Below are 21,157 nucleotides of genomic sequence, written 5' to 3'. Positions count from 1 at the left end.
GAAACTACCTTTCAGAAGCTTTTTTTGTAAGAACGATATCTTGATAACTTGTATATTCATTTCTGCCGCACCATAAACCATAATGCGGTTTATTAATTACCTCTAAGCCATGTTTATTTAATAAGGTGCGGATATCTTCTTCAGGATAGGCAACTGCGAAATTAGGAATATCTTTATTCACAACATAACAATTTTCAATTTGATGATAAAAACCTAATGTACTTAGCCCAGAATTTAAGTAATAGGATGATTCAGGGTTAATGAGAAAGAAGGTAATAAAACATCTCCCATCTTTTTTTAGAACACGTACAATCTCAGATACGTAATGTTCTAATTCTTTCGGAAGGAGATGGGTAAATACAGAAGTTAAAAAAATAAAATCGAATGAATCGTCTTCATATGGAAATTTGTATTGAGAAGCATCTTCTTTTCCTTCTGGGTTGTAGAATTGATTATATATATCAACGTGTTCAAAATGGAAATTGCTACGGGCAGTTGAAATATTATTTTTGCACCATGTAATGCCATCTTTAAATAAATCAAATCCATAATAAGCTCCATCATCACCTAAGTAATTCATTAATGGAACCGCCATTCGACCGACACCACAACCTACATCTAACACTGTTTCATTGGATTTTAAACTACCAATTTGAATAAAATGCTTTATGAATTCTTTTCCAACCTTTTGAAAGTCGCCACCTACATATTGGACGAGTTCGGGAGGTGGGATTAATGCGATTTTTTTTTCAAGCTCGCTCATAATTTCACTCCTTCCTTGTAGTAAATAGGGAACCAACATTTTTAACATGCAGCTAACATTTTATAGTGGGAGGGGAAACGATATTAGAACTGTTGCGATATGTAAAAAGCTCCCTAGAACAACTGGAAATAGTAATGGGAGCTTTTGTTTTTATTTATCATGCTATCGGCGAAGGCTAATAATTAGTGTGAGATGGAGAAACCCTAACTGAATAAAGTTTCGCCCTATTCTTTTCGCCAATAAACCCCGAATACATCAATTTTAGTAATAGGAGCTTTTAAGTTTCTTTGATTTCTAAAGTCTGTCACGGCCTCTGCGCAAGCTGGTAGTCCATAGTCATCAATAATAATATAGCCACCCTTAGAAACTTTATCGTATAAGTTCACGAGACCATCCATTGTGGATTCATACATATCACCGTCAAGGCGTGCAATTGCGATTTTTTCTATTGGTGCTGTTGGTAAAGTATCTTTAAACCAGCCTTTTAAAAATTTTACTTGATCATTTAATAAATCATATTTTCTAAAATTCTCTTGTACTTGTTCTAAAGAAACGCGTAAGTAATCGAAAGAGTGTAAATAATCTCCGTAATCTTTCGGATAGTGTTCTAAATTCGGTGTTGGCAAACCTTCAAATGAATCTGCAACCCACACATTACGATCAGTAATGTTATTTGCCTGTAAAAAACCATTCATAAAAATGCACGATCCCCCGCGCCACACACCTGTTTCAATAAAATCACCTTCTATATTTTCACGGACAACTGTTTCTAGTGCTTCATGTAATTGATTCATTCGTTCTCGGCCGATCATACTGTGTGCTGCTCTTGGCCAATCCATCCCATCTTGACGTTCACTTTTTAAAACATCTGGTTTCACAATTTTCAAGTTATGGTTTTCAGCATATTGCTTAATGAATAAAGGAAGTGGTACGGTAACTGGTTCATATGGAAGTTCCTTAGAAATATGTAATGAAGCAGGTAAGTATGGCTCATACTCTAGCCATATTTCAAATAAAATTGTTTTCTTTAACAACTCGAGATAAAGCTGAACAGCAAATTTATTTTCCATATTTGTGCCTCCTGCAAAATGTCATACAACAATATGATTATGTAGATAGTGAAAGTTTCATGCTTGAATTCATAATTGAAAAAGCAGTAAAACTGATATCAGTTTTACTGCTAAGTAAAAAAATTAAGCGATTTTTTCAATAATAATGGATGCACTTGTACCAAGAGCTAGAGATAATCCAAGTCCTGTAACGACAGCTTCAACCATTGATGGCGTTATTGTAATTTGTGTAATTGCCTGGATAACGAGAGGCGCTCCAAGTGAGATTAAACTTGTTCCAGCGCCAGGTACATTAACGCCGTTCACTTGAATTGCAAGGCTACCTAATATACTTACTGCTGCAGTATATGCGATAACAGTAATTTTATAGAATCCAGTTTCACTTATGATGAAAGTATCAGCGTCTAATTGAGAAATTGCTGTACCAAACTGAGATCCAACCGTGTTAAACGGTACAGGATCATTAATTCCAAGAGCTAAAGAAACTGTAGCAGAGTTAAATGCATACAATCCTGCTGGAAGTCCTAATCCAGATGGCCCAGTAGGCCCAGTAGGCCCGGTAGGTCCAGTTGCGCCAGTGTCTCCAGTCGGCCCAGTAGGTCCAGTTGCGCCAGTGTCTCCAGTCGGCCCAGTAGGTCCAGTTGCACCAGTGTCTCCAGTCGGCCCAGTAGGTCCAGTTGCGCCAGTGTCTCCAGTCGGCCCGATAGGTCCAGTTGCGCCAGTGTCTCCAGTCGGCCCGATAGGTCCAGTTGCGCCAGTTGTACCAGTGTCTCCAGTCGGCCCAGTCGGCCCAGTAGGTCCAGTCGGCCCAGTAGGTACGGTAGGTCCAGTAGGTCCAGTCGGCCCAGTAGGTCCAGTCGGCCCGGTTGGAAGTGTAAACGGTGGTATTGGTGGTAAAGTTGGACCTACAAGATTAGGATCAAATGCACTAGCTGATAAGAATTCATCAGGATTTAAGCCATCTGAATAATTATTATTTGACATAAATTCACCTCCATAAAGCTTTCATTATATAGTAGATGCAAAATCACAAGAAAATGACACGGACATTTGAATTATTAAAAAGAAATCTTAAATAGCTTGAACAAGTTAAAAAAATGGAAAGTTTATTGTATGTATAACATATGATTGAGTTGGAAGAGGGTGATTATGTTGAACAAGCAAGGAATTACAATTAGTCTATGTATGATTGTTCGCGATGAGGAAAATACAATAGATCGATGTTTGGACGCGGTAGAAAAAATTGTTGATGAAATTATTGTAGTTGATACAGGATCCACTGATCGAACGAAGGAAATTGTAGCAAAATACACTTCTAACATACACGATTTTCCGTGGGTTGATGATTTTGCGGCAGCTAGAAATTTTGCGTTTTCAAAAGCAACGCAAGAATATATATTATGGTTAGATGCTGATGATGTGTTATTAGAGGAAGCTCAAGAATCACTGAAAACATTAAAACGAGAGTTAGATGGTAAAGTTGACGCTGTTTCTATGCCTTATTATCTTGTAATGGATTCTAATGGGAAACCTTTATATTGCACAAGAAGATATCGACTTGTAAAGCGTGAAAAACAATTTCAATGGTTTGGAAAGGTGCATGAGTATTTAGCTGTTTCTGGTGAGATTTACAATAGTAATGTCGCCATTACACATAAGAAAGAAAAAGAAATAACGAATCGTAATTTGAAAATTTTTCAAAATGCTGTAGCAGCTGGAGAAGAATTAAGCCCGAGAGATTTATTTTATTACGGTAATGAATCTATGGATAATCAAAAATACGACGATGCGGTTCTTCTGTATGAAACATTTCTTAATCAAGAGGAAGGATGGCATGAAGAGAAAATTTATGCATGTGGTAAGTTAGGAGATTGTTATGCGAAGTTAGGAGACTGGGAGAAGGCAGTTGAAACTTGTACGAAGTCGTTTCGTTATGGTATTCCTAGAGGAGAGAATTGTACAAGAATAGGATATATATATATGGAACAACAAAAGTATAATGAAGCGATATTTTGGTTTAAGCTAGCAACTGAAGTGCCGCTAGCAGAGGATAGTCCTTTTCACAGTCCGGCTAGTTATACGTGGATTCCATATTTACAAATGTGTATTTGTTATAGCAGATTAGGAGATCAAGATAAAGCTTATTATTATAATGAATTGGCAGCTTCTTATGTTCCGAATAATGCTGCGATTGAATATAACCGTAAATATTTTAGAGGCATCTATGATAAACAATATAAAATGTAATTTGTTCTATTTTTAGGAAATGACTTGTCGCTATTCTAATGATAGTAGAATGGCTATATATTAGATTATCGGTAATGCAACCAATAGAGATGGCATCCTTTGTAGAATATCTTTTGTTTATATTTCAAATTCAATTTGCATAAGGAGTGTGTGAAATGAATCGGGAGAAAAGTTCTTTATACGAAGAAAAATCTGAACATTATTATAATGCGATAAACCCTAATTTATTCAAGCATATAAAAAAGGAATGGCAAGAAGTTCTTGATATTGGTTGCTCGAGCGGTGCATTAGGAGCGGCTATAAAAGAAAATGGAGCACGTGTATCAGGAATTGAGGCGTTCCCAGAGGCTGCCGAAAAAGCGAAAGAAAAACTAGATCATGTTATTTTAGGTGATATAGAAACAATGGATCTTCCTTATGAGAAGGAACAATTTGATTGTGTCATATTCGGGGATGTATTAGAGCATTTATTTGATCCGTGGGCTGTTATAAAGAAAGTAAAGCCATATATAAAAGAAAATGGTGTGATTTTAGCTAGCATACCAAACGTTGCGCACATTTCAGTATTAGCTCCCTTACTCGCTGGAAATTGGACGTATACAGAATATGGATTATTAGATAAAACGCATATTCGTTTCTTTACTTTTAATGAAATGCTAAGAATGTTTTTAAAAGCAGGATATTCTATTAGTAAAGTAGATCGTGTATATGTTGATCATAAAATATATGAGCCACTTATTGAAGAGTTATATGGAATTTGTAAAAAGTATCGTCTTGGAAGTGGCTTCATGGCTGAGACAGTTGTATTTCAATATATTATTGAAGCAGAAAAATCACAATTATGAGTGCTGCAGAAAAAACAATACTATTTGTTACATGTATAAATGATCGGAAATTGTATGCACAATGTGCGCGACATATATTGAAATTGGCAGTACCTCCTGGGTATACTATACAATTTATGCCGATTCGAAATGCAAAAAGTATGACGAGCGGATACAATCAAGCCATTTCACATCCAGCGAAGTATAAAGTGTATTTACACCAAGATGTCTTTATTATAAATGGAGCCTTTCTATACGGATTAATTCAATTATTTGAGGAGCATGAACATCTTGGGATGATTGGGATGGTTGGATCCCAATATGTTCCTCCAAATGGTGTATGGAACGAAGGGCGTGGGATTGTCGGGAAAGTCATTGGTTATATGAACGATTTGTTTTATATGGCAAGTTTAGAGCAACCATTTCATGAATCGAAAACATTTATTCCTGCGGAATGTATTGACGGTTTATTGATGGCGACACAATATGATATTCCGTGGCGAGAGGACTTATTTGATGGGTTTGATTTTTATGATGTATCCCAATCTTTTGAATTTAAAAAAGCTGGGTATACAGTCGGTGTCCCTGTGCAGCGTGATGCTTGGTGTATTCATTATCATTTCGATGTAAATATGACGAACTATGAAAAGTATAGAAAAGTATTTGTAGAGAACTATATGTCAGATGTGAATAAGGAAGAATAGAGGGCTACAAAATGAAAGATCATACAATATTAGTTGTTGTTTGTGTAAATAATGAAGAGCTTTTCGAGCAATGCGAAAGGCAAATAAGAAACATTGTTGTTCCCCCTGGCTATGTAGTGCAAATTTTTCCGATACGAGATGCGAAAAGTATGGCAAGTGCGTACAATCGAGCACTTTCATATCCGGCGAAATATAAAGTATATATACATCAAGATACTTACCTTATTAATCGTGATATGTTTTGTACCCTCATTTCTCTTTTTAAAGAAAATGAAAAGCTTGGTTTAATTGGAGTAGCTGGTGCTCAGTTTTTACCGAGTAACGGGATATGGTGGGAAGGGAAAAATTTAGTAGGGAAAGTGATTGAGTACAGAAGACAGAATTATCAATTATTAAATTTGGATCTGGGTTTTTATGGAAATCGATCTTTTATGTCAGTGCAAGCAATCGATGGTTTACTCATGGCAACGCAGTATGATATTCCGTGGCGAGAGGATTTGTTTCAAGGATTTCATTTCTATGATGTGTCACAGTCTTTAGAATTTCAAAAGGCTGGATATTTAATTGGTATCCCTAATCAAGCAAATCTATGGTGTATTCATTACAACGGAGATGAGTTTGATGCGGATACATATGAGAAATACCGGGAAATTTTTGTGGAACATTATAAAGAGGTGCTATCTCCATCATAAGGGAGAGATGAAGGATGAAAGGGATTATTTTAGCAGGCGGGACAGGATCGAGATTATATCCAATAACGAAAGTAACGAATAAACATTTACTTCCCGTTGGGCGGTATCCGATGATTTATCATGCGGTATATAAGCTGAAGCGATGTGAAATTACAGATATTATGATTATTACCGGTAAAGAGCATATGGGAGATGTTGTGAGCTTTCTAGGAAGTGGTCAAGAGTTTGGTGTATCCTTTACGTATCGTGTGCAAGATAAGGCGGGTGGGATTGCGCAGGCACTAGGACTTTGTGAAGATTTCGTAGGAAATGATCGGATGGTAGTTATATTAGGAGATAATATCTTTTCAGATGATATTTGCCCGTATGTTGAAGAGTTTACAAGTCAAAAAGAAGGGGCTAAAGTGCTGCTTCAATCTGTAGAAGATCCCGAGCGATTTGGTGTAGCGCATATTCAAGGCCGAAAAATAATTGGAATTGAAGAAAAGCCGAATGAGCCGAAAAGTTCTTATGCTGTTACGGGAATTTATTTGTATGATTCGAAAGTCTTTTCTTATATAAAAGAATTAAAACCTTCCGCAAGAGGGGAACTTGAAATTACAGATATAAATAATTGGTATTTAAAACGAGGAGTACTTACTTATAATGAAATGAGCGGCTGGTGGACTGATGCGGGAACGCATGCTTCTCTTCAAAGAGCGAATACGTTAGCGCGGGATATAAACTTTGGGAAACAGTTTAATGGAGAATAGGTGAAAATATGAAAGTTGTAGAAACAAATTTTACCGATGCGAAATTGTTAGAACCGAGATTGTTTGAAGACGAGCGAGGTTTTTTTACTGAAAGTTATAATAAGAAGATGCTAGAATCGTTAGGGATTACGCATTCATTTCTGCAAGATAACGTATCTTATTCAGCGCATTCGGGGACGATTCGAGGGCTACACTTTCAAAAAAATCCGAAAGCACAAACGAAACTCATTCAAGTTATGCAAGGTGCAATATATGATGTTATCGTTGATTTGCGAAAAGATTCACCTACATTTAAAAAGTGGAGAGGTTATATTTTAAGTGCGGATAATCATAGGCAATTATTAGTGCCGAAAGGATTTGCTCATGGTTTTTGTACACTTGTACCTCATACAATTGTTATGTATAAAGTAGATGAGTATTATAGTGCTGATCACGATTCCGGTTTGCTTTGGGAAGATAAAGAATTATCAATTCCATGGCCGGTAACAAATCCTATCTTGTCCGATAAGGATCGAATATTACCATTACTTCAGGAATATGAAGATAGTTTTTAAGTAGGAGAGTTGTTTATGAATATATTAGTTACAGGTGGAGCTGGATTTATTGGAAGTAATTTCATTCACTATATGTTAAAAAACTATGAAACATATAAAATCATTAATTACGATGCATTAACATATAGCGGGAATTTAAATAATGTAAAGTCTATTCAAGAAAATCCTAACTACTCATTTGTAAAAGGGAAAATCCAAAATGGAGAGCTGCTGGAACATGTTGTTAAGGAACGTGACGTGCAAGTAATTGTAAATTTCGCAGCTGAATCACATGTGGATCGTAGTATTGAAAACCCAATTCCTTTTTATGATACGAATGTAATAGGTACAGTCACGCTGTTGGAGTTAGTGAAAAAATATTCACATATTAAACTCGTGCAAGTATCAACAGATGAAGTATACGGTTCTTTAGGGAAAACAGGAAAGTTTACCGAGGAAACCCCGCTAGCTCCTAATAGTCCATATTCTTCAAGTAAAGCGAGTAGCGACATGATAGCCTTATCTTATTATGAAACGTATCAATTACCGGTTATTATAACGCGTTGTTCTAATAACTACGGACCGTACCAATATCCTGAGAAATTAATTCCGTTAATGGTTACGAATGCGCTTGAAGGAAAGAAACTACCATTATATGGTGATGGATTGAATGTAAGGGATTGGCTGCATGTAACGGATCATTGTAGTGCAATTGACACCGTTTTGCATAAGGGATGTGTAGGAGAGGTGTATAATATCGGCGGAAATAACGAAAAAACAAATGTAGATGTTGTGGAACAAATTATAAAACTTTTAGGAAAAACGAAAAAAGATATTGAATTTGTAACAGACCGTTTAGGTCACGACCGTCGTTATGCGATTGATGCACAAAAAATGAAGAATGAGTTTGAATGGGAACCGAAGTATACGTTCGAACAAGGATTAAAAGAAACGGTGGAATGGTATAAAAACAATGTGGACTGGTGGAAACCACTAAAAGAAAAGTAAGGGGCATGTAGATGAAAGAACGGATTATCATAACGGGAGCGAACGGTCAGCTAGGGAAGCAACTACAAGAAGAGTTGAATTCTGAGGAATATGACATATATCCATTTGATAAAAAGTTATTAGATGTAACAAATATATCCCGAATTAAGCAAGTGGTACAAGAAATAAAGCCACATACAATTGTTCATTGTGCAGCGTATACGAAGGTAGATGGTGCTGAGAAAGAACAGGATCTTGCTTACTTAATAAATGCGATTGGAGCTCGAAATGTAGCGGTTGCTTCACAATTAGTAGGGGCTAAGTTAGTGTATGTCAGTACCGATTATGTATTTCCAGGTGACAAACCGGATGGCTATCATGAATTTCATAATCCAGCACCGATAAATATATATGGAGCTTCTAAATTTGCAGGAGAGCAGTTCGTAAAAGAGTTACATAATAAATATTTTATAGTTCGTACATCGTGGTTGTATGGTAAGTATGGAAATAATTTTGTGAAAACGATGCTACGATTAGGAAAAGAGAGAGAAAACATATCTGTTGTAGCGGATCAAATTGGCTCTCCTACGTACGTGGCAGATTTAAATATGATGATTAATAAGCTCATTCACACTTCTTTATACGGTACGTATCACGTATCCAATAGAGGATCATGTTCTTGGTTTGAATTTGCCCAAAAAATATTTTCGTATGCAAATATGAAAGTGAATGTATTACCTGTTTCAACTGAAGAATTCGGATCGGCGGCTGCGAGACCAAAATATTCTATCTTTCAACATAACATGCTACGATTAAATGGTTTTTTACAAATGCCTACTTGGGAAGAAGGATTAGAAAGGTTTTTTATAGAAACAAAAAGTCATTAACAAATTTATGTTAGTGACTTTTTTGTTTGCCTTTAAGAGGTTTTATGGTACTATAATTATAGTATCAGGTACTAATAACAAGTATAAGTATTTCTGGGAGGATATATCATGGAACTATTACAAGGGAAAACATTTGTTGTTATGGGCGTTGCGAACCAAAGAAGTATTGCATGGGGAATTGCTCGCTCTTTGCATAATGCAGGTGCAAAATTAATATTCACATATGCAGGAGAGCGTTTAGAAAGAAACGTTCGTGAACTAGCGGAAACATTAGAAGGACAAGAATCACTTGTATTACCTTGTGATGTAACGAATGATGAAGAACTTACAGCTTGCTTTGAAACTATTAAGCAAGAAGTTGGTACAATTCACGGTGTTGCTCACTGTATTGCTTTTGCAAATCGTGATGATTTAAAAGGCGAATTTGTAGATACTTCTCGCGATGGATTTTTACTTGCACAAAATATTAGTGCATTCTCTTTAACAGCTGTAGCAAGAGAAGCGAAGAAAGTGATGACAGAAGGCGGAAATATTTTAACTTTAACATACCTTGGCGGCGAGCGCGTTGTGAAAAACTATAACGTTATGGGTGTTGCGAAAGCTTCGTTAGAAGCTAGCGTGAAATATTTAGCGAACGATTTAGGACAACATGGCATTCGCGTTAACGCTATTTCTGCAGGACCAATTCGTACGTTATCTGCGAAAGGTGTAGGCGACTTTAACTCAATCTTAAAAGAAATTGAGGAACGCGCACCACTTCGTCGTGCGACGACTCCAGAAGAAGTTGGAGATACAGCAGTATTCTTATTCAGTGATTTAGCACGCGGAGTAACAGGTGAAAACATTCATGTTGATTCAGGATATCATATTTTAGGATAAATATAATAGGAATTAAAGTTTAAAAAGGACAGTCTCTAAACGTTGAGACTGTCCTTTTTAATTGTTCCCAGAAAGAACGATTTTTAACGAAAGTTCTAGCCACGTTATGAATATAACTATAATAGTACACGATTTATCCAGCTACGTATGGAAGTGGGAGGGACGAGTGTGAAGAATAAAAATAAAAGTTCAACAGTTGGAAAACCGTTGTTATATATTGCACAAGTAAATTTAGAACTCGCTGCACCGAAAATAAAAAGAATTATTTTAACGAATTTCGAAGATGAGGATCAAAAAGAGCAAAGTAATAGAAATGAAAGTATTGTAAGTAGTGCTGTGGAAGAAGTGGTAGAACAAGAGAAACAAGAACCACGAGAGGAGCCTAAAGTGGAGGTGGAAGAAAAAGTAGAGGAAGAGCAAGTGAGAACGGTCCCTTACAATAAATCCTTTAAGGATATGAATAATGAAGAAAAAATTCATTTTTTATTAAATCGTCCTCATTACATTCCAAAAATAAGATGTAGAATAAGAACGACGACCGTCTCATATATAGGATCGATTATATCTTACCGTAATGGCATTGTATCCATTATGCCACCAAATAGTATGAGAGATATTCGATTATCTATAGAAGACATCAAATCGATTGATATGGCCGGCTTTTAAATATGTAAAGGTGGTAGAAAGCTTCTACCACCCCAATAGTTTTTTAGTTTACTTAACTATAGAAACGTCGCGTAAGCACTGAATAGCACAGAAGCAGCTTAAATCAACAGTAATGCAAGTAGATGTCGAGATTAATCTTGCATTTGGTATAGCTAAAAACGTACAAATTGGATCGTCGCCAGGTGGTACAGGAGACCCATCACCTAATACTACAGTTAACACACGTAGGACAGCACAGCTATCGTCATCTACGCTTTCTACACGGAAAATTGGAGATTGGCAGCTAGTAAGGCTTGAAGATGGTGCAAATGCTTCAAATGGCGTTCCAGCTTTTGTGTATAAAATAAAAGGGCGTGTATTTGCTACTGCTGCTGTATTGTGTGCTCCTAAAAATGGAATTTCACAACCAGAACCACATGTTGAACTAGAGCAATCTTGTAGTTCATTGATGAATTTTACGACGTCAACTACGCAGTGAGAAGAGCTATGGTGTTTATTTTCGTTACAACTCATTAATGTCACTCCTTATCTTCTTGTTTGTATTTACATTAATAAGATATTGGAGTGGGGGAGATTTGGTCACAATCTTAAGACCTTTTTTTTTAAATAGGCTAAAGAGGATAGGGAAGGTGGAATTATGTTATTTACAAGCTGGCTTTTATTTTTTATTTTTGCGCTAGCTGCATTTAGGTTAACTCGTCTTATTGTTTATGATAAAATTACAGCTTTTTTGCGAAGACCGTTTATTGATGAGTTAGAGATTACAGAGCCTGATGGAAGTGTATCGACTTTTACAAAGGTGAAAGGGAAAGGATTAAGAAAGTGGATTGGAGAATTATTAAGCTGCTATTGGTGTACAGGTGTGTGGGTTAGTGCTTTTTTATTAGTTTTATATAAATGGATTCCTATTGTTGCAGAGCCTGTACTAGCATTATTAGCCATTGCAGGTGCAGCAGCGATCATTGAAACAATTACAGGATATTTTATGGGAGAATAATAAAGTGAAAATTTAATCAGTGTGGGGCATCCCCCGCTAATTATCAGCCCGCACCAATCGGGATAAATCTTCATGATGTTAGAAAAAGCGGAGTTTAAGAGGATGCGGGAACGGAAATAAAGAGTTGTTCATATAGTAAATAGACAGAATTGACAGTAGAGGAGATGTTTGCTGTGAGCAATAATCCAAGGCAAAATTCATATGATCTACAGCAGTGGTATAACATACAGCAACAGCAACAAGCACACCAACAGGCATATCAAGAACAGTTACAGCAACAAGGGTTTGTGAAAAAAAAGGGATGCAACTGTGGGAAAAAGAAGAATACAATAAAACAATATGAAGAATGAAACACTCATGTTACGGTGAGTGTTTTTTATTGTAAAAATAAAAAGCGGTATTTCAATTAAGAAATACCGCTTTTTACTAGCTAATTTGTGCAACTGTTAATGCTGCAGCACGGATGTCTACAGTTCCAAGCAGTTCAACTGGTACAATTTGAATTAAGTCACCAGGGTTTAAGTTAATAAGAATAACACCACTGGATACGTCTACTTCACCAGTACCAATAACGTTAGAGCGAACCGCTGTACCTGATCCAGGAATAATGTTAGCTGGTGTACCTAATGATAAGAAGAAACGACCAGCTTCTGGTGCAGTAGGAACGTTATCAAGACTGATCGTTAATGTATAACTGATTTGATAAATACCAGCTACTTGAATTCGAATACCGTCTCCGACACTTACTGTATTATTTATTACAGGAACAGTAATATTTGGGTTTGGACTTACGCTAGGTAATAGTAGTGGTGTGAATAGTGAAGCGAACTGAGGTGCAGAAGCGTTGAAAGCAAAACCGAAGGCAGGTAGTGTACTAGCTGGTTTCGCCTCACAATCAATGTTATTAAATTCGCAATCAGAAGAGAACATGTTTTTCACTCCTTTATCTGTTTCTACTTTTAGTTAATGAAAAGGACAGGTTCTATGTTCTAGACAAGTTCCCAATTTTATAAAAAATACATAATAATACCTTTTAAGCATGGATTGGGTGGCAGAATCATCTGCCACCCAATCCATGCTTAAATTAGTATTCAGTTTTATATAGAAACATCGCGTAAGCATTGAATAGCGCAGAAGCAACTTAAATCAACAGTAATACAAGAGGAGGTTGATACTAATCTTGCATTTGGTACAGCTAAAAATGTACAGATTGGATCGTCACCAGGTGGTACAGAGGTACCATCACCTAAAACTACAGTTAATACACGCAATACAGCACAGTCATCATCATCTATACTCTCTACACGGAAAATTGGAGATTGGCAGCTAGTAAGGCTTGCAGATGGTGCAAATGCTTCAAAAGGTGTTCCAGCTTTTGTGTATAAAATAAAAGGACGTGTATTCGCTACTGATGCAGTGTTATGTGCTCCTAAAAATGGAACTTCGCAACCAGATCCACATGTTGTGGTTGCACATTCTTGTAGTTCATGTATAAAACGAACGACATTAGATACACAGTTGAAATCACAATCATGGTGTTGATGATCTTCATTACAATTGCAGCTCATTATGTTCACTCCTTATCGTGAGTTCTGACATACACTATTACAATATGAACGGGATATGGTTGATATTACGTTAATTCTCAGGATAGAAACAGGGAATTTATATAGAGGGGATGTACATATCGTGATATGGAAAAAGACACCCATTATTTAATGGATGTCTTTTCAGGTAAATCTTTTTGCGTAGTATATAGAAAACGAGATATATCTAGTTTCTTTCCTCTGAAAAATTGCGGGGAGGAAATGTAAAGTTCTTCTTTTGCGCGTGTAATGGCGACATAGAGTAATCGTCGTTCTTCTTCTAATGCTTCAGAAGTCTCCGTCACACGGTCATTTGCATCTTTTAAAGAAGAAGTATGCGGCAATATACCATCGCTTGCTCCGAGTAAAAAGACGCATGGAAACTCAAGGCCTTTCGCGTTATGAATTGACATAAGCGATACAGCATCTTTTTGCGGCATTGTTTTTAATGCTTCCATTTCTTTTTGACCTTGAATGGCCTCGTTAATAAATTGTAAGTAAGCTGGAATATCCGTAAAGCGAGTTGCTGATTCCATTAATTCTTCTAACATTTCTTCTTGTATGTCCTTATGCATCGTAAAGGAAGAACGATCATTACTTTGTAAGTACTCTAAATACTTTCCTTTACCATGAATAATTTCTTTCAATGCTTTTTTCGGTTCAAGTTCTTTTATAAACTTAATAAAATCGATTCGCTCATTTACTTTTTTAACTTGAAAAGGTTTCAAGCTTGGGTTTAGTAATAGAAAATGAAGAAGAGAAGGGAAACGGCCCTCACCATATTTCCATTGTTCACGTTCAATAAATGAAATGCACTCATCACGGCCAATATACATTGTTGGTAATATATTTGAAAGTGATTCGAGGCGGAACGGTTCAAGCACGAGTCGTAAGTGATCTAATACGGGCCTAATTAAAGAATGTTCGTAGAACGATTGGCTCGCTCCATGTTTAATAAATGGAATCTTATGAATTGTAAGCTGATCAAGTAAAGAACGGCTTACAGAATGTGTACGATATAATAAACAAAAATCTTTATAATTTCGTTCACCACTATCTACTTTTTCCTGAATGAGTTGCAAAATTTGATTTGCTTCATCAAGAGTTGTCGCAGGTCGTGCATAAAACGGCTGTATGCCATCGTTACGAACAGAATATAGCTCTTTATCAAAACGTTCTTGATTGAGCTTAATAACTTCATTTCCAAGTCCTACGATAAATGGATTAGATCGATAATTCGTATTAAGTGCGATAATCGTAGTATTATCAAATTCCTTTGGAAAAGATAAAATAATTTGGTGACTTGCCCCTCGCCAGCCGTAAATCGCTTGATCGTCATCACCTGCGATAAATAAATTATTTCTCGGCGTGGCTAACAATTTTACAATTTCATATTGTGCATACGACGTATCTTGAAACTCATCTACTTCAATGTAATGAAAACGCTCTTGTAATTGAGTAAGCAGGGGAGCGTTATTTTCTAACATATAATACATTTCTAATAAGATGTCGTCAAAATCGATATAATTGTGTCGTTGTTTTACCTCTTCGAAACGTTCGTATACTTCTTTGAACTCTTGTTCAACCGGTGTTTTCGCTTTTACATCTTTCGGACGATTCAATTTGTTTTTCTCAAGTGAAATCATAGCGAGTATCGTTTCGGCATCATAATCGTCTTTTAAGCGCAATTCTTTCAAAATTTTCTTTATCATAATTTGTTTATGTTTTTCATTTGCTAAAATTTGCTGATTATATCCTTGACTACGAAGCAATTTTAAAAAGACAGAGTGGAATGTACCAGCAACGACATAGCTACTTGCGGCATGATTCATACCAGGTAAATTCGCTACACGGCTTCGAATTTCTTCAGCTGCTTTTTGTGTAAACGTCAGCAGCAAAATATTTCGCGGATGGACATGTTTTACATTAACTAAATAACCAACGCGAGTTGTTAAAACAGATGTTTTACCACTTCCAGCACCAGCTAGTGTAAGGACAGGTCCTTCTGTCGTTTGCACTGCTTCTAACTGTTTTTCATTTAAATAAACACCTTGCTGTTCTAAAGCGCGGAAATACGCCGCATCTGCATCTTCTTCCATAATTAAATGGATAGATGTTTTCGGAATATGATACGCCGCTTGCGGAATGCCAGCGTGTGTTAACGGTTTTTGTGAAAATTTTTCTTGTGTCATATATTCACCTTCAAAACTATAGCATCAACATTTAACTTTAGCGGAAGAAAAAGAAAATAGCAATGTAAAAAACAGGAGGGGCTACCTCCTGCTACAAAATTATAATTCTTTTATCATTACGACGTGCGGGATATTTGCTTCCATAAACACATCAGAAGCCGTCACGTATCCTAGCTTCTTATAGAAAACTTCAGCATGTGTTTGAGCATGGAGTTTCAATTTCGGTAGAGACTCTTCTTTTGCATGCGCTTCAAGTGCATCCATAATGATTTTGCCAATGCCTTTTTGGCGATGGGAAGCTAGTACGCAAATGCGCTCCATTTTTCCTATTCCATCAACGATGCGGAAGCGACCAGCACCAACTGGAACATCATTATCATATATAACAACGTGTGTTGAAATCTCTTCAAACTCATCATACTCTTCTTCTGCAGAAACCTGTTGTTCATTTACAAATACTTGCTTACGTACAGAGAATGTATCATTTAGTTGTTCGTCCGTTTGTACGATTTGTGCGTGCAAATTAGTTGTTCTCCTTTCCGAGGTGGAATGTTTCATGTACAGTCCACGTTCCATTTTCTAATTGGTATAGAAGGTGGAAACGATCGATTGGTTGCTCATAATAGAAATCTTTCATACGTAATCGACCTAATACATCAGCGTGCTCTGCGTCTGATAAGTCTTGACCGATTGTTAAATGAGGTACGAAAGAGTACTCGCGCTCTTGTGTAAAGAAACCATTATGCATTTCTTCATTTAAGAAAGTAAGTTCAGGTGTTTTTTCTACTTTAAAATAAAGAACATTATTAACAGGTGCGAATGAACCGACTTTCCCAACATGAAGGGTGAAAGGGTTCGTTTTATTTGCGATTGTATGTAACTCATTCACAATCGATTCTAATTGTTCATCTTGCGTCTCAAAGGGTGTTTTCAATGTAATATGTGGCGGAACTAATGCGTAATGCGGATCATAACGTTTACGTAATCCGTTCGCTTTATCTTGAATCATTTTTGATGGAAAAATTACAATTCCTAATTTCATGTTCCAATTCCTCCCTTTGCAAGTCTAGTTAGATTTTGAGAATAAATCTCTTTATCTATTATATCAAATTATTCTGAATACCGCTCTCTATTATTTCATTGATAGAATATGAGAAAATGCTTTTGGTAAATCTGCTTGCCAATATTTCCATGTGTGATTCCCTTCAAACTCTTCATAATGCGTGATGAAATTTCTATCTGTAAGTAGTTTATTTAACTCGCGATTTGGTTCTACGAAATCAGATACTTGTCCGTCTGTACGCTTGACAGCTGTTTCTTCGGTCCCAATTACGTGATAAAGATCTAGCGCCCCCGGATTTTTGAAATCTTTTGCTAAGTTCATGACTGTTTCATCAACAAATGGTGATTGCATAACGACCTTACCAAATGTATGCGGATACATAAGTGCGGTCATGAAGGAAACTGTACCGCCGAGAGAATCTCCAATTAAAACGCGTCCTTTACCCATTTGATACGTTGGATAATTTGCATCAATATATGGAGCAAGCTCGTGAGCAAGGAAGCGAATGTAAGCAGCATTCTTTACATCATTTGGGAAATATTTTTCCTTACGATCGTGTACATTTTTATATGGAATACCGACAATAATTGTGCGGTCAATTTCTTCAGTTTCGCGAAGGCGCTCAATTACACGGTGCGCTTTACCAAGCTGAAAATAATCTCTACCATCTTGTGCAATAACAACCGTATGCTTATGGAGAGGTGTGTAATTTACTGGTAAATAAACAAGAAGTGTAAGCTCCTCTTGAAGTGATGTACTAAAAAATGAAATTTCTTCAATTCTCCCTATTGTTTGATTCATGTATATCCCCCTAAATAAAAATTTACTGTAATGATTGTAAGAGCGACGCTTGTAGTGAAAAGGAAAGAAATAATCACTAATAGGTGCCTTAATTTCTATTTTACCATAATGGTACGAAGAATCTAAAAAATTAGTATTTAAGTTGTGAAAGAAAACGGATATAATGAAGTGGGATTTTTTACAGGTGAGAGGGGAGACAGGATTTGAAACAAGAAAGATCAATCGCACTACCACTAGCAATTTCCATTATAGCAATTTCATTCGCAGCTGTTTTTGCAAAGATGTCCTCAGCACCATCTTCCGTTTTAAGTATGTATCGATTATGGATTATCGTACTTATTATGCTGCCGATCGTTTGGAAAAAACGGGAAGAGTTTAGTAGGATTCAAATAAAAGATTGGGGATTTTTAATTGGATCTGGTTTCTTTTTAGCTCTTCATTTTCTTCTATGGTTTGAATCCTTAAAGCATACGACAGTTGCTAGTTCGACGATTATTTTAGCACTTCAACCGATCGTATCTTTAGTGGGAGGTTTTTTCTTATTTAAAGAAAGAACAACCTATTCAGCAATTGCGACGATGGGAATTGCGATACTAGGCGTAATGTGTATTGGCTGGGGAGATTTAGGGCTAAGTGAGCAAGCAATTTATGGGGATATATTATCCTTTTTAAGTGTAATAGCAGTTGTCGGTTATTTATTTATCGGACAAACGACAGTAAAGAAAGTATCCCATTGGATTTATAGTTTCACTGTATTTGCCTTCGCTGCTATATTTATAGCGATTTATAACGTTATACTTCAAGTGCCATTTACAGGCTATACGAAGTGGGATTGGAGTATTTTTCTTTTACTTGCGATTGTACCAACAGTGTCACACGTCATTAATAATTGGTTATTAAATTACGTAAATGCAACAACGATTTCAATGAGCATTTTAGGAGAACCAGTTGGGGCATCTATACTAGCGTTCTTCTTACTTGGAGAAAAATTAAATGCAATGCAAATTATCGGTAGCATGCTCGTATTGTTTGGTGTATCTGTTTTCTTACTACAGCAACAAAAGCGAACAGCAAAAAATGTAGTGAACGAACCGGCTTATACACAGGAATTATAACGAGTTTATTCTAATATACGAAAAGAGAAGTTATTGGTAACTTCTCTTTTTTTGTTCCATGCAGAAAATAAAACAGATTAATAGGGGGAATTCCCGCCATGTAGCATGAAAAAAGATAATATATAGTGGGGGAAGGAGAGACCAAATGAAAGAGATTTTAATGAAATACATGACAAATCTTACAACATTAAGTGAAGAGCAGCAGCGCATGATCGTAGAAGAATTACAAATTGAAGAGTATAAAAAAGGAACAGTGCTCTTAAGACAAGGAGATGTTCCGTCTAAATGTTATTTTGTATTAAAAGGATGCGTGAGGCAACATTGTATAGATGAATCTGGAAAAGAAGTTACATCAAATTTTTATACAGAAGAACAAGCAATCGCAAATTTCAATCATCATAAACAAGATAAATTATCCCCACATACGTTAACGTGCCTAGAAGATTGTCTAGTTGTAGTTGGCGATCTGTATAGTGAAAAGGACATGTATAAGAAATATTCACAGTTAGAAGAAATGACGCGCCAAATGATTGAATACAATTTTGGTGAAGTACAAGAAGAGCTTACGTTATTTATTGCATCGACACCAGAAGAACGATATAAAGCATTATTACAAAAACGACCGTATTTAATCGATCGTGTTCCGCAATATCAGCTAGCGAGCTATCTTGGTATTACGCCAGAATCATTAAGTAGAATTAAGAAACGACTCAAACAGTAGAGTTTTTTCCACCTCTAAGCAATAGCCATATACTAAATCCTAGTTCACCTGCGATCATCGGTAGTTGAAAGACAACGTTAAAAATGGAAATAATCGCATCAAATTGTGAAAACATCGTATTCATTACGTTAATGATGATATAGCCGATTGCAGCAATGAGCAGTAATATACTAATAGTTTTCGGTATGTTTTTAGATTGAAAGGTTACGTATCCTAAGGTGAGAAGATGTAAGCCGAAAATGATTAATCCTACAGACCAAATGTATTCAAAAGCTTCTAGAAATAACATTGTATATGCTTCTGAATTAGCAACTGTGCTTTTGGAAAGAAGTAATACAAATGTTAAATTGAATATAGCAATCCCAAGTATAGCTGTATACATAAGACGAAGACAGGCAGCTAGTAATGAGAGGCTAGTATAGATAGGTTTTAGAAAGAAATAAAGAGCCCACGAGGCGATAATATCCGTAATAAAAATGATAATCCATCCGAAAATTTCTGCTTTGAAAAGTGAACTTGAAGTTTGAATATTATGGAGTGTCGTGCTCGCATTACTTGGTACAACGAGATTTCCGTGAACAAAACCGTAAGAAAAAAATGCAGTGAATGCCATGATAAGAAGAGAAGTGCCTGCAAATAAGGAAAAATTTCGCTCAGTCATAATACGTCCTCCTATTCTAATGTTGTTTTCATTGTAATAGGGAAGAGGAGGAGATTCATTGACTTAAATCAAGGGAGAGGAAGTTTAGTGGAATTTCCATCAAAAAAAGATGTATGGTTATATCCGATTTTTTTCGTTGTCATTGGAGCGTGTTTTGCTCCCATATTTGTAGGGAGAGAATATTTTCTTTTATTTTTTACAATTCCGTTGGCTATACTGTTTAGTTGGAGTTGGTTTTCAACAAAATATATCGTTAAGGAAGAAATAATTATGATTACATCAGGTCCGGTTAAAAAGCGTATATTTATACGAGACATAAAACGAATTTCCAATACAAAAAATCCAATAGCGGCTTATGCGTTATCATTCGATCGATTAGAAATTGTTTACGGATCATATGAAACAGAGATTATTTCTCCTAAAAATAAAGAACAATTTATTAATCTTGTGAAAAGTAAAAATCCGCACATTGAAATAAAGTAAAAGAGTGGCTACGAAGCCACTCTTTTACTTTGGATTTGTCATATAAGGTTGTACATGAATGACGCATAGGTCACGAAATTTTCCTTCAGCAGTTGTAACAATTACGACTGCTCTTCCTGCACTTTGTCCAGTAATCGTCACAGTTTCACCTTTTGGATATATTGTGATGACATCAGAATTCATATTGGTCCAAATAAGTTCTTTATTCGTCGCTTGCATTGGTAAAACGGAAGCTGATAACTCAGTACTTTGCCCAGTTTTTATTTTTAACTTATTTTTTTCCATATGAACACCGATAACTGAAATAACAGAAGGAGCAATTGAAATTTTGGGTGGATTAGGTTGAATGTTTAAACGAGAAGCAGAAGTATTTGTAATAGGTGAAAATTTTCTTATGTGTTGTTGCTGGAAAGCTGCTAACATGTTGGAGTCCCCTTTCTGTATAAGTGCTAATACTAATACTATAAAGGAGTAGTGTTATGTTAAATTTAACGAAACATAAAGAATTTGTTAAATTTGAGAAGAAGATTGTCG

General features: G+C 36.1%; 27 protein-coding genes. 15 read left to right on the top strand and 12 right to left on the bottom strand.

The genetic code is table 11. The features are described 5' to 3' along the window. Positions 1-4 precede the first annotated feature (4 nt). The 3 genes from BG05_RS25080 to BG05_RS25070 form a co-directional block, all read right to left on the bottom strand. Entirely contained in the window at positions 5-763 is a 759-nt protein-coding gene (locus tag BG05_RS25080) for a class I SAM-dependent methyltransferase (RefSeq protein ID WP_002030399.1), read from the bottom strand. A gap of 224 nt (positions 764-987) precedes the next feature. Beyond that, entirely contained in the window at positions 988-1,833 is an 846-nt protein-coding gene (locus BG05_RS25075; RefSeq protein ID WP_002186420.1) for a TylF/MycF family methyltransferase, read from the bottom strand. Positions 1,834-1,956: 123 nt separating this feature from the next. Then, a complete protein-coding gene (locus BG05_RS25070) occupies positions 1,957-2,817 on the bottom strand; it encodes a BclA C-terminal domain-containing protein (protein ID WP_041868017.1) in 861 nt (286 codons plus the stop codon). A 165-nt stretch (positions 2,818-2,982) separates the two neighbouring features. On the opposite strand from BG05_RS25070, the gene BG05_RS25065 reads away from it, so the two are divergent. The 10 genes from BG05_RS25065 to BG05_RS25020 all read left to right on the top strand — a co-directional run bounded on the left by BG05_RS25065 (position 2,983) and on the right by BG05_RS25020 (position 11,004). Next, positions 2,983-4,080 carry a tetratricopeptide repeat-containing glycosyltransferase family 2 protein gene (locus tag BG05_RS25065; protein ID WP_002125963.1) on the top strand — a complete coding sequence of 366 codons (1,098 nt, stop codon included), beginning with the start codon at positions 2,983-2,985 and terminating at the stop codon, positions 4,078-4,080. A 155-nt stretch (positions 4,081-4,235) separates the two neighbouring features. Next, positions 4,236-4,925: a class I SAM-dependent methyltransferase gene (locus BG05_RS25060; RefSeq protein ID WP_002125965.1), complete on the top strand. Its 690-nt coding sequence runs from the start codon at positions 4,236-4,238 to the stop codon at positions 4,923-4,925. Continuing rightward, positions 4,922-5,608: a glycosyltransferase family protein gene (locus BG05_RS25055; RefSeq protein ID WP_002125967.1), complete on the top strand. Its 687-nt coding sequence runs from the start codon at positions 4,922-4,924 to the stop codon at positions 5,606-5,608. The genes BG05_RS25060 and BG05_RS25055 overlap by 4 nt, the downstream gene beginning before the upstream one ends. Before the next feature lie 11 nt (positions 5,609-5,619). Further along, positions 5,620-6,300 carry a glycosyltransferase family protein gene (locus BG05_RS25050; RefSeq protein WP_003187995.1) on the top strand — a complete coding sequence of 227 codons (681 nt, stop codon included), beginning with the start codon at positions 5,620-5,622 and terminating at the stop codon, positions 6,298-6,300. Between the two features lie 14 nt (positions 6,301-6,314). Continuing rightward, positions 6,315-7,052 carry a sugar phosphate nucleotidyltransferase gene (locus tag BG05_RS25045; RefSeq protein ID WP_002030415.1) on the top strand — a complete coding sequence of 246 codons (738 nt, stop codon included), beginning with the start codon at positions 6,315-6,317 and terminating at the stop codon, positions 7,050-7,052. An 8-nt stretch (positions 7,053-7,060) separates the two neighbouring features. Further along, a complete protein-coding gene (rfbC, locus tag BG05_RS25040; protein WP_002011381.1) occupies positions 7,061-7,606 on the top strand; it encodes a dTDP-4-dehydrorhamnose 3,5-epimerase in 546 nt (181 codons plus the stop codon). 15 nt (positions 7,607-7,621) lie between these two features. Beyond that, entirely contained in the window at positions 7,622-8,593 is a 972-nt protein-coding gene (gene rfbB, locus BG05_RS25035) for a dTDP-glucose 4,6-dehydratase (protein ID WP_002125972.1), read from the top strand. Positions 8,594-8,604: 11 nt separating this feature from the next. Further along, positions 8,605-9,459 (top strand): dTDP-4-dehydrorhamnose reductase, encoded by an 855-nt coding sequence (gene rfbD / locus BG05_RS25030; protein WP_002011383.1) that lies wholly within the window; start codon positions 8,605-8,607, stop codon positions 9,457-9,459. 108 nt (positions 9,460-9,567) lie between these two features. Further along, positions 9,568-10,338: an enoyl-ACP reductase FabI gene (gene fabI / locus BG05_RS25025; protein WP_002011384.1), complete on the top strand. Its 771-nt coding sequence runs from the start codon at positions 9,568-9,570 to the stop codon at positions 10,336-10,338. Positions 10,339-10,485: 147 nt separating this feature from the next. After that, the gene (locus tag BG05_RS25020) at positions 10,486-11,004 is read left to right on the top strand and encodes a spore coat CotO family protein (protein ID WP_003187999.1); all 519 of its coding nucleotides are present in this window, start codon (positions 10,486-10,488) and stop codon (positions 11,002-11,004) included. A gap of 48 nt (positions 11,005-11,052) precedes the next feature. Here BG05_RS25020 and exsY read toward each other — a convergent pair whose 3' ends face one another. After that, a complete protein-coding gene (gene exsY, locus BG05_RS30235) occupies positions 11,053-11,517 on the bottom strand; it encodes an exosporium assembly protein ExsY (protein ID WP_002125979.1) in 465 nt (154 codons plus the stop codon). Between the two features lie 124 nt (positions 11,518-11,641). On the opposite strand from exsY, the gene BG05_RS25010 reads away from it, so the two are divergent. Then, positions 11,642-12,001 (top strand): DUF1360 domain-containing protein, encoded by a 360-nt coding sequence (locus tag BG05_RS25010; protein WP_000899658.1) that lies wholly within the window; start codon positions 11,642-11,644, stop codon positions 11,999-12,001. 164 nt (positions 12,002-12,165) lie between these two features. After that, positions 12,166-12,351, top strand: a complete 186-nt coding sequence (locus BG05_RS25005; RefSeq protein ID WP_033708144.1) for a hypothetical protein — start codon at positions 12,166-12,168, stop codon at positions 12,349-12,351. A gap of 76 nt (positions 12,352-12,427) precedes the next feature. Here BG05_RS25005 and exsF read toward each other — a convergent pair whose 3' ends face one another. The 6 genes from exsF to BG05_RS24975 form a co-directional block, all read right to left on the bottom strand. Continuing rightward, positions 12,428-12,931, bottom strand: coding sequence for an exosporium protein ExsF (exsF, locus tag BG05_RS25000; protein ID WP_002011391.1), 504 nt, complete (start codon positions 12,929-12,931; stop codon positions 12,428-12,430). A 167-nt stretch (positions 12,932-13,098) separates the two neighbouring features. Then, the gene (gene cotY, locus BG05_RS24995; protein ID WP_002011392.1) at positions 13,099-13,569 is read right to left on the bottom strand and encodes a spore coat protein CotY; all 471 of its coding nucleotides are present in this window, start codon (positions 13,567-13,569) and stop codon (positions 13,099-13,101) included. A gap of 143 nt (positions 13,570-13,712) precedes the next feature. After that, entirely contained in the window at positions 13,713-15,779 is a 2,067-nt protein-coding gene (locus tag BG05_RS24990; RefSeq protein ID WP_003188006.1) for an ATP-dependent helicase, read from the bottom strand. Positions 15,780-15,878: 99 nt separating this feature from the next. Beyond that, positions 15,879-16,301 (bottom strand): GNAT family N-acetyltransferase, encoded by a 423-nt coding sequence (locus tag BG05_RS24985; protein ID WP_003188008.1) that lies wholly within the window; start codon positions 16,299-16,301, stop codon positions 15,879-15,881. 1 nt (position 16,302) lies between these two features. Continuing rightward, a complete protein-coding gene (locus tag BG05_RS24980; protein ID WP_002011397.1) occupies positions 16,303-16,821 on the bottom strand; it encodes a YjcG family protein in 519 nt (172 codons plus the stop codon). A 90-nt stretch (positions 16,822-16,911) separates the two neighbouring features. Then, entirely contained in the window at positions 16,912-17,643 is a 732-nt protein-coding gene (locus tag BG05_RS24975) for an alpha/beta hydrolase (protein WP_002030493.1), read from the bottom strand. Positions 17,644-17,846: 203 nt separating this feature from the next. On the opposite strand from BG05_RS24975, the gene BG05_RS24970 reads away from it, so the two are divergent. After that, positions 17,847-18,758: a DMT family transporter gene (locus BG05_RS24970; RefSeq protein ID WP_002168890.1), complete on the top strand. Its 912-nt coding sequence runs from the start codon at positions 17,847-17,849 to the stop codon at positions 18,756-18,758. A gap of 145 nt (positions 18,759-18,903) precedes the next feature. Further along, complete coding sequence (locus BG05_RS24965; RefSeq protein WP_002125984.1) at positions 18,904-19,479, top strand: Crp/Fnr family transcriptional regulator; 576 nt, start codon at positions 18,904-18,906, stop codon at positions 19,477-19,479. On the opposite strand, the gene BG05_RS24960 is transcribed toward BG05_RS24965, so the two are convergent. Beyond that, positions 19,469-20,140 (bottom strand): DUF4386 domain-containing protein, encoded by a 672-nt coding sequence (locus tag BG05_RS24960; protein WP_016126697.1) that lies wholly within the window; start codon positions 20,138-20,140, stop codon positions 19,469-19,471. The genes BG05_RS24965 and BG05_RS24960 overlap by 11 nt on opposite strands. A gap of 87 nt (positions 20,141-20,227) precedes the next feature. Between BG05_RS24960 and BG05_RS24955 the strand changes: the two genes are divergently transcribed. Beyond that, a complete protein-coding gene (locus BG05_RS24955; protein WP_002168888.1) occupies positions 20,228-20,623 on the top strand; it encodes a PH domain-containing protein in 396 nt (131 codons plus the stop codon). 24 nt (positions 20,624-20,647) lie between these two features. Here the strand turns inward: BG05_RS24955 and BG05_RS24950 are convergent, their stop codons facing one another. Beyond that, positions 20,648-21,046: an Ig-like domain-containing protein gene (locus tag BG05_RS24950; RefSeq protein WP_002125992.1), complete on the bottom strand. Its 399-nt coding sequence runs from the start codon at positions 21,044-21,046 to the stop codon at positions 20,648-20,650. Positions 21,047-21,157: the final 111 nt, after the last annotated feature.

It is taken from the genome of Bacillus mycoides (assembly GCF_000832605.1).
Classification (GTDB): Bacteria; Bacillota; Bacilli; order Bacillales; family Bacillaceae_G; genus Bacillus_A; species Bacillus_A mycoides.
Note: the sequence above shows the minus strand (reverse complement) of the source record. Positions and strands in the feature narration are given on the sequence as shown.

Bases quoted from the DNA above. Each gene is read 5' to 3' on its own strand.
- BG05_RS25080 (WP_002030399.1), bottom strand. From the start codon at position 763: ATGAGCGAGCTTGAAAAAAAAATCGCATTAATCCCACCTCCCGAACTC.
- BG05_RS25075 (WP_002186420.1), bottom strand. From the start codon at position 1,833: ATGGAAAATAAATTTGCTGTTCAGCTTTATCTCGAGTTGTTAAAGAAA.
- BG05_RS25070 (WP_041868017.1), bottom strand. From the start codon at position 2,817: ATGTCAAATAATAATTATTCAGATGGCTTAAATCCTGATGAATTCTTA.
- BG05_RS25065 (WP_002125963.1), top strand. From the start codon at position 2,983: ATGTTGAACAAGCAAGGAATTACAATTAGTCTATGTATGATTGTTCGC.
- BG05_RS25060 (WP_002125965.1), top strand. From the start codon at position 4,236: ATGAATCGGGAGAAAAGTTCTTTATACGAAGAAAAATCTGAACATTAT.
- BG05_RS25055 (WP_002125967.1), top strand. From the start codon at position 4,922: ATGAGTGCTGCAGAAAAAACAATACTATTTGTTACATGTATAAATGAT.
- BG05_RS25050 (WP_003187995.1), top strand. From the start codon at position 5,620: ATGAAAGATCATACAATATTAGTTGTTGTTTGTGTAAATAATGAAGAG.
- BG05_RS25045 (WP_002030415.1), top strand. From the start codon at position 6,315: ATGAAAGGGATTATTTTAGCAGGCGGGACAGGATCGAGATTATATCCA.
- rfbC (WP_002011381.1), top strand. From the start codon at position 7,061: ATGAAAGTTGTAGAAACAAATTTTACCGATGCGAAATTGTTAGAACCG.
- rfbB (WP_002125972.1), top strand. From the start codon at position 7,622: ATGAATATATTAGTTACAGGTGGAGCTGGATTTATTGGAAGTAATTTC.
- rfbD (WP_002011383.1), top strand. From the start codon at position 8,605: ATGAAAGAACGGATTATCATAACGGGAGCGAACGGTCAGCTAGGGAAG.
- fabI (WP_002011384.1), top strand. From the start codon at position 9,568: ATGGAACTATTACAAGGGAAAACATTTGTTGTTATGGGCGTTGCGAAC.
- BG05_RS25020 (WP_003187999.1), top strand. From the start codon at position 10,486: ATGGAAGTGGGAGGGACGAGTGTGAAGAATAAAAATAAAAGTTCAACA.
- exsY (WP_002125979.1), bottom strand. From the start codon at position 11,517: ATGAGTTGTAACGAAAATAAACACCATAGCTCTTCTCACTGCGTAGTT.
- BG05_RS25010 (WP_000899658.1), top strand. From the start codon at position 11,642: ATGTTATTTACAAGCTGGCTTTTATTTTTTATTTTTGCGCTAGCTGCA.
- BG05_RS25005 (WP_033708144.1), top strand. From the start codon at position 12,166: ATGTTTGCTGTGAGCAATAATCCAAGGCAAAATTCATATGATCTACAG.
- exsF (WP_002011391.1), bottom strand. From the start codon at position 12,931: ATGTTCTCTTCTGATTGCGAATTTAATAACATTGATTGTGAGGCGAAA.
- cotY (WP_002011392.1), bottom strand. From the start codon at position 13,569: ATGAGCTGCAATTGTAATGAAGATCATCAACACCATGATTGTGATTTC.
- BG05_RS24990 (WP_003188006.1), bottom strand. From the start codon at position 15,779: ATGACACAAGAAAAATTTTCACAAAAACCGTTAACACACGCTGGCATT.
- BG05_RS24980 (WP_002011397.1), bottom strand. From the start codon at position 16,821: ATGAAATTAGGAATTGTAATTTTTCCATCAAAAATGATTCAAGATAAA.
- BG05_RS24975 (WP_002030493.1), bottom strand. From the start codon at position 17,643: ATGAATCAAACAATAGGGAGAATTGAAGAAATTTCATTTTTTAGTACA.
- BG05_RS24965 (WP_002125984.1), top strand. From the start codon at position 18,904: ATGAAAGAGATTTTAATGAAATACATGACAAATCTTACAACATTAAGT.
- BG05_RS24960 (WP_016126697.1), bottom strand. From the start codon at position 20,140: ATGACTGAGCGAAATTTTTCCTTATTTGCAGGCACTTCTCTTCTTATC.
- BG05_RS24950 (WP_002125992.1), bottom strand. From the start codon at position 21,046: ATGTTAGCAGCTTTCCAGCAACAACACATAAGAAAATTTTCACCTATT.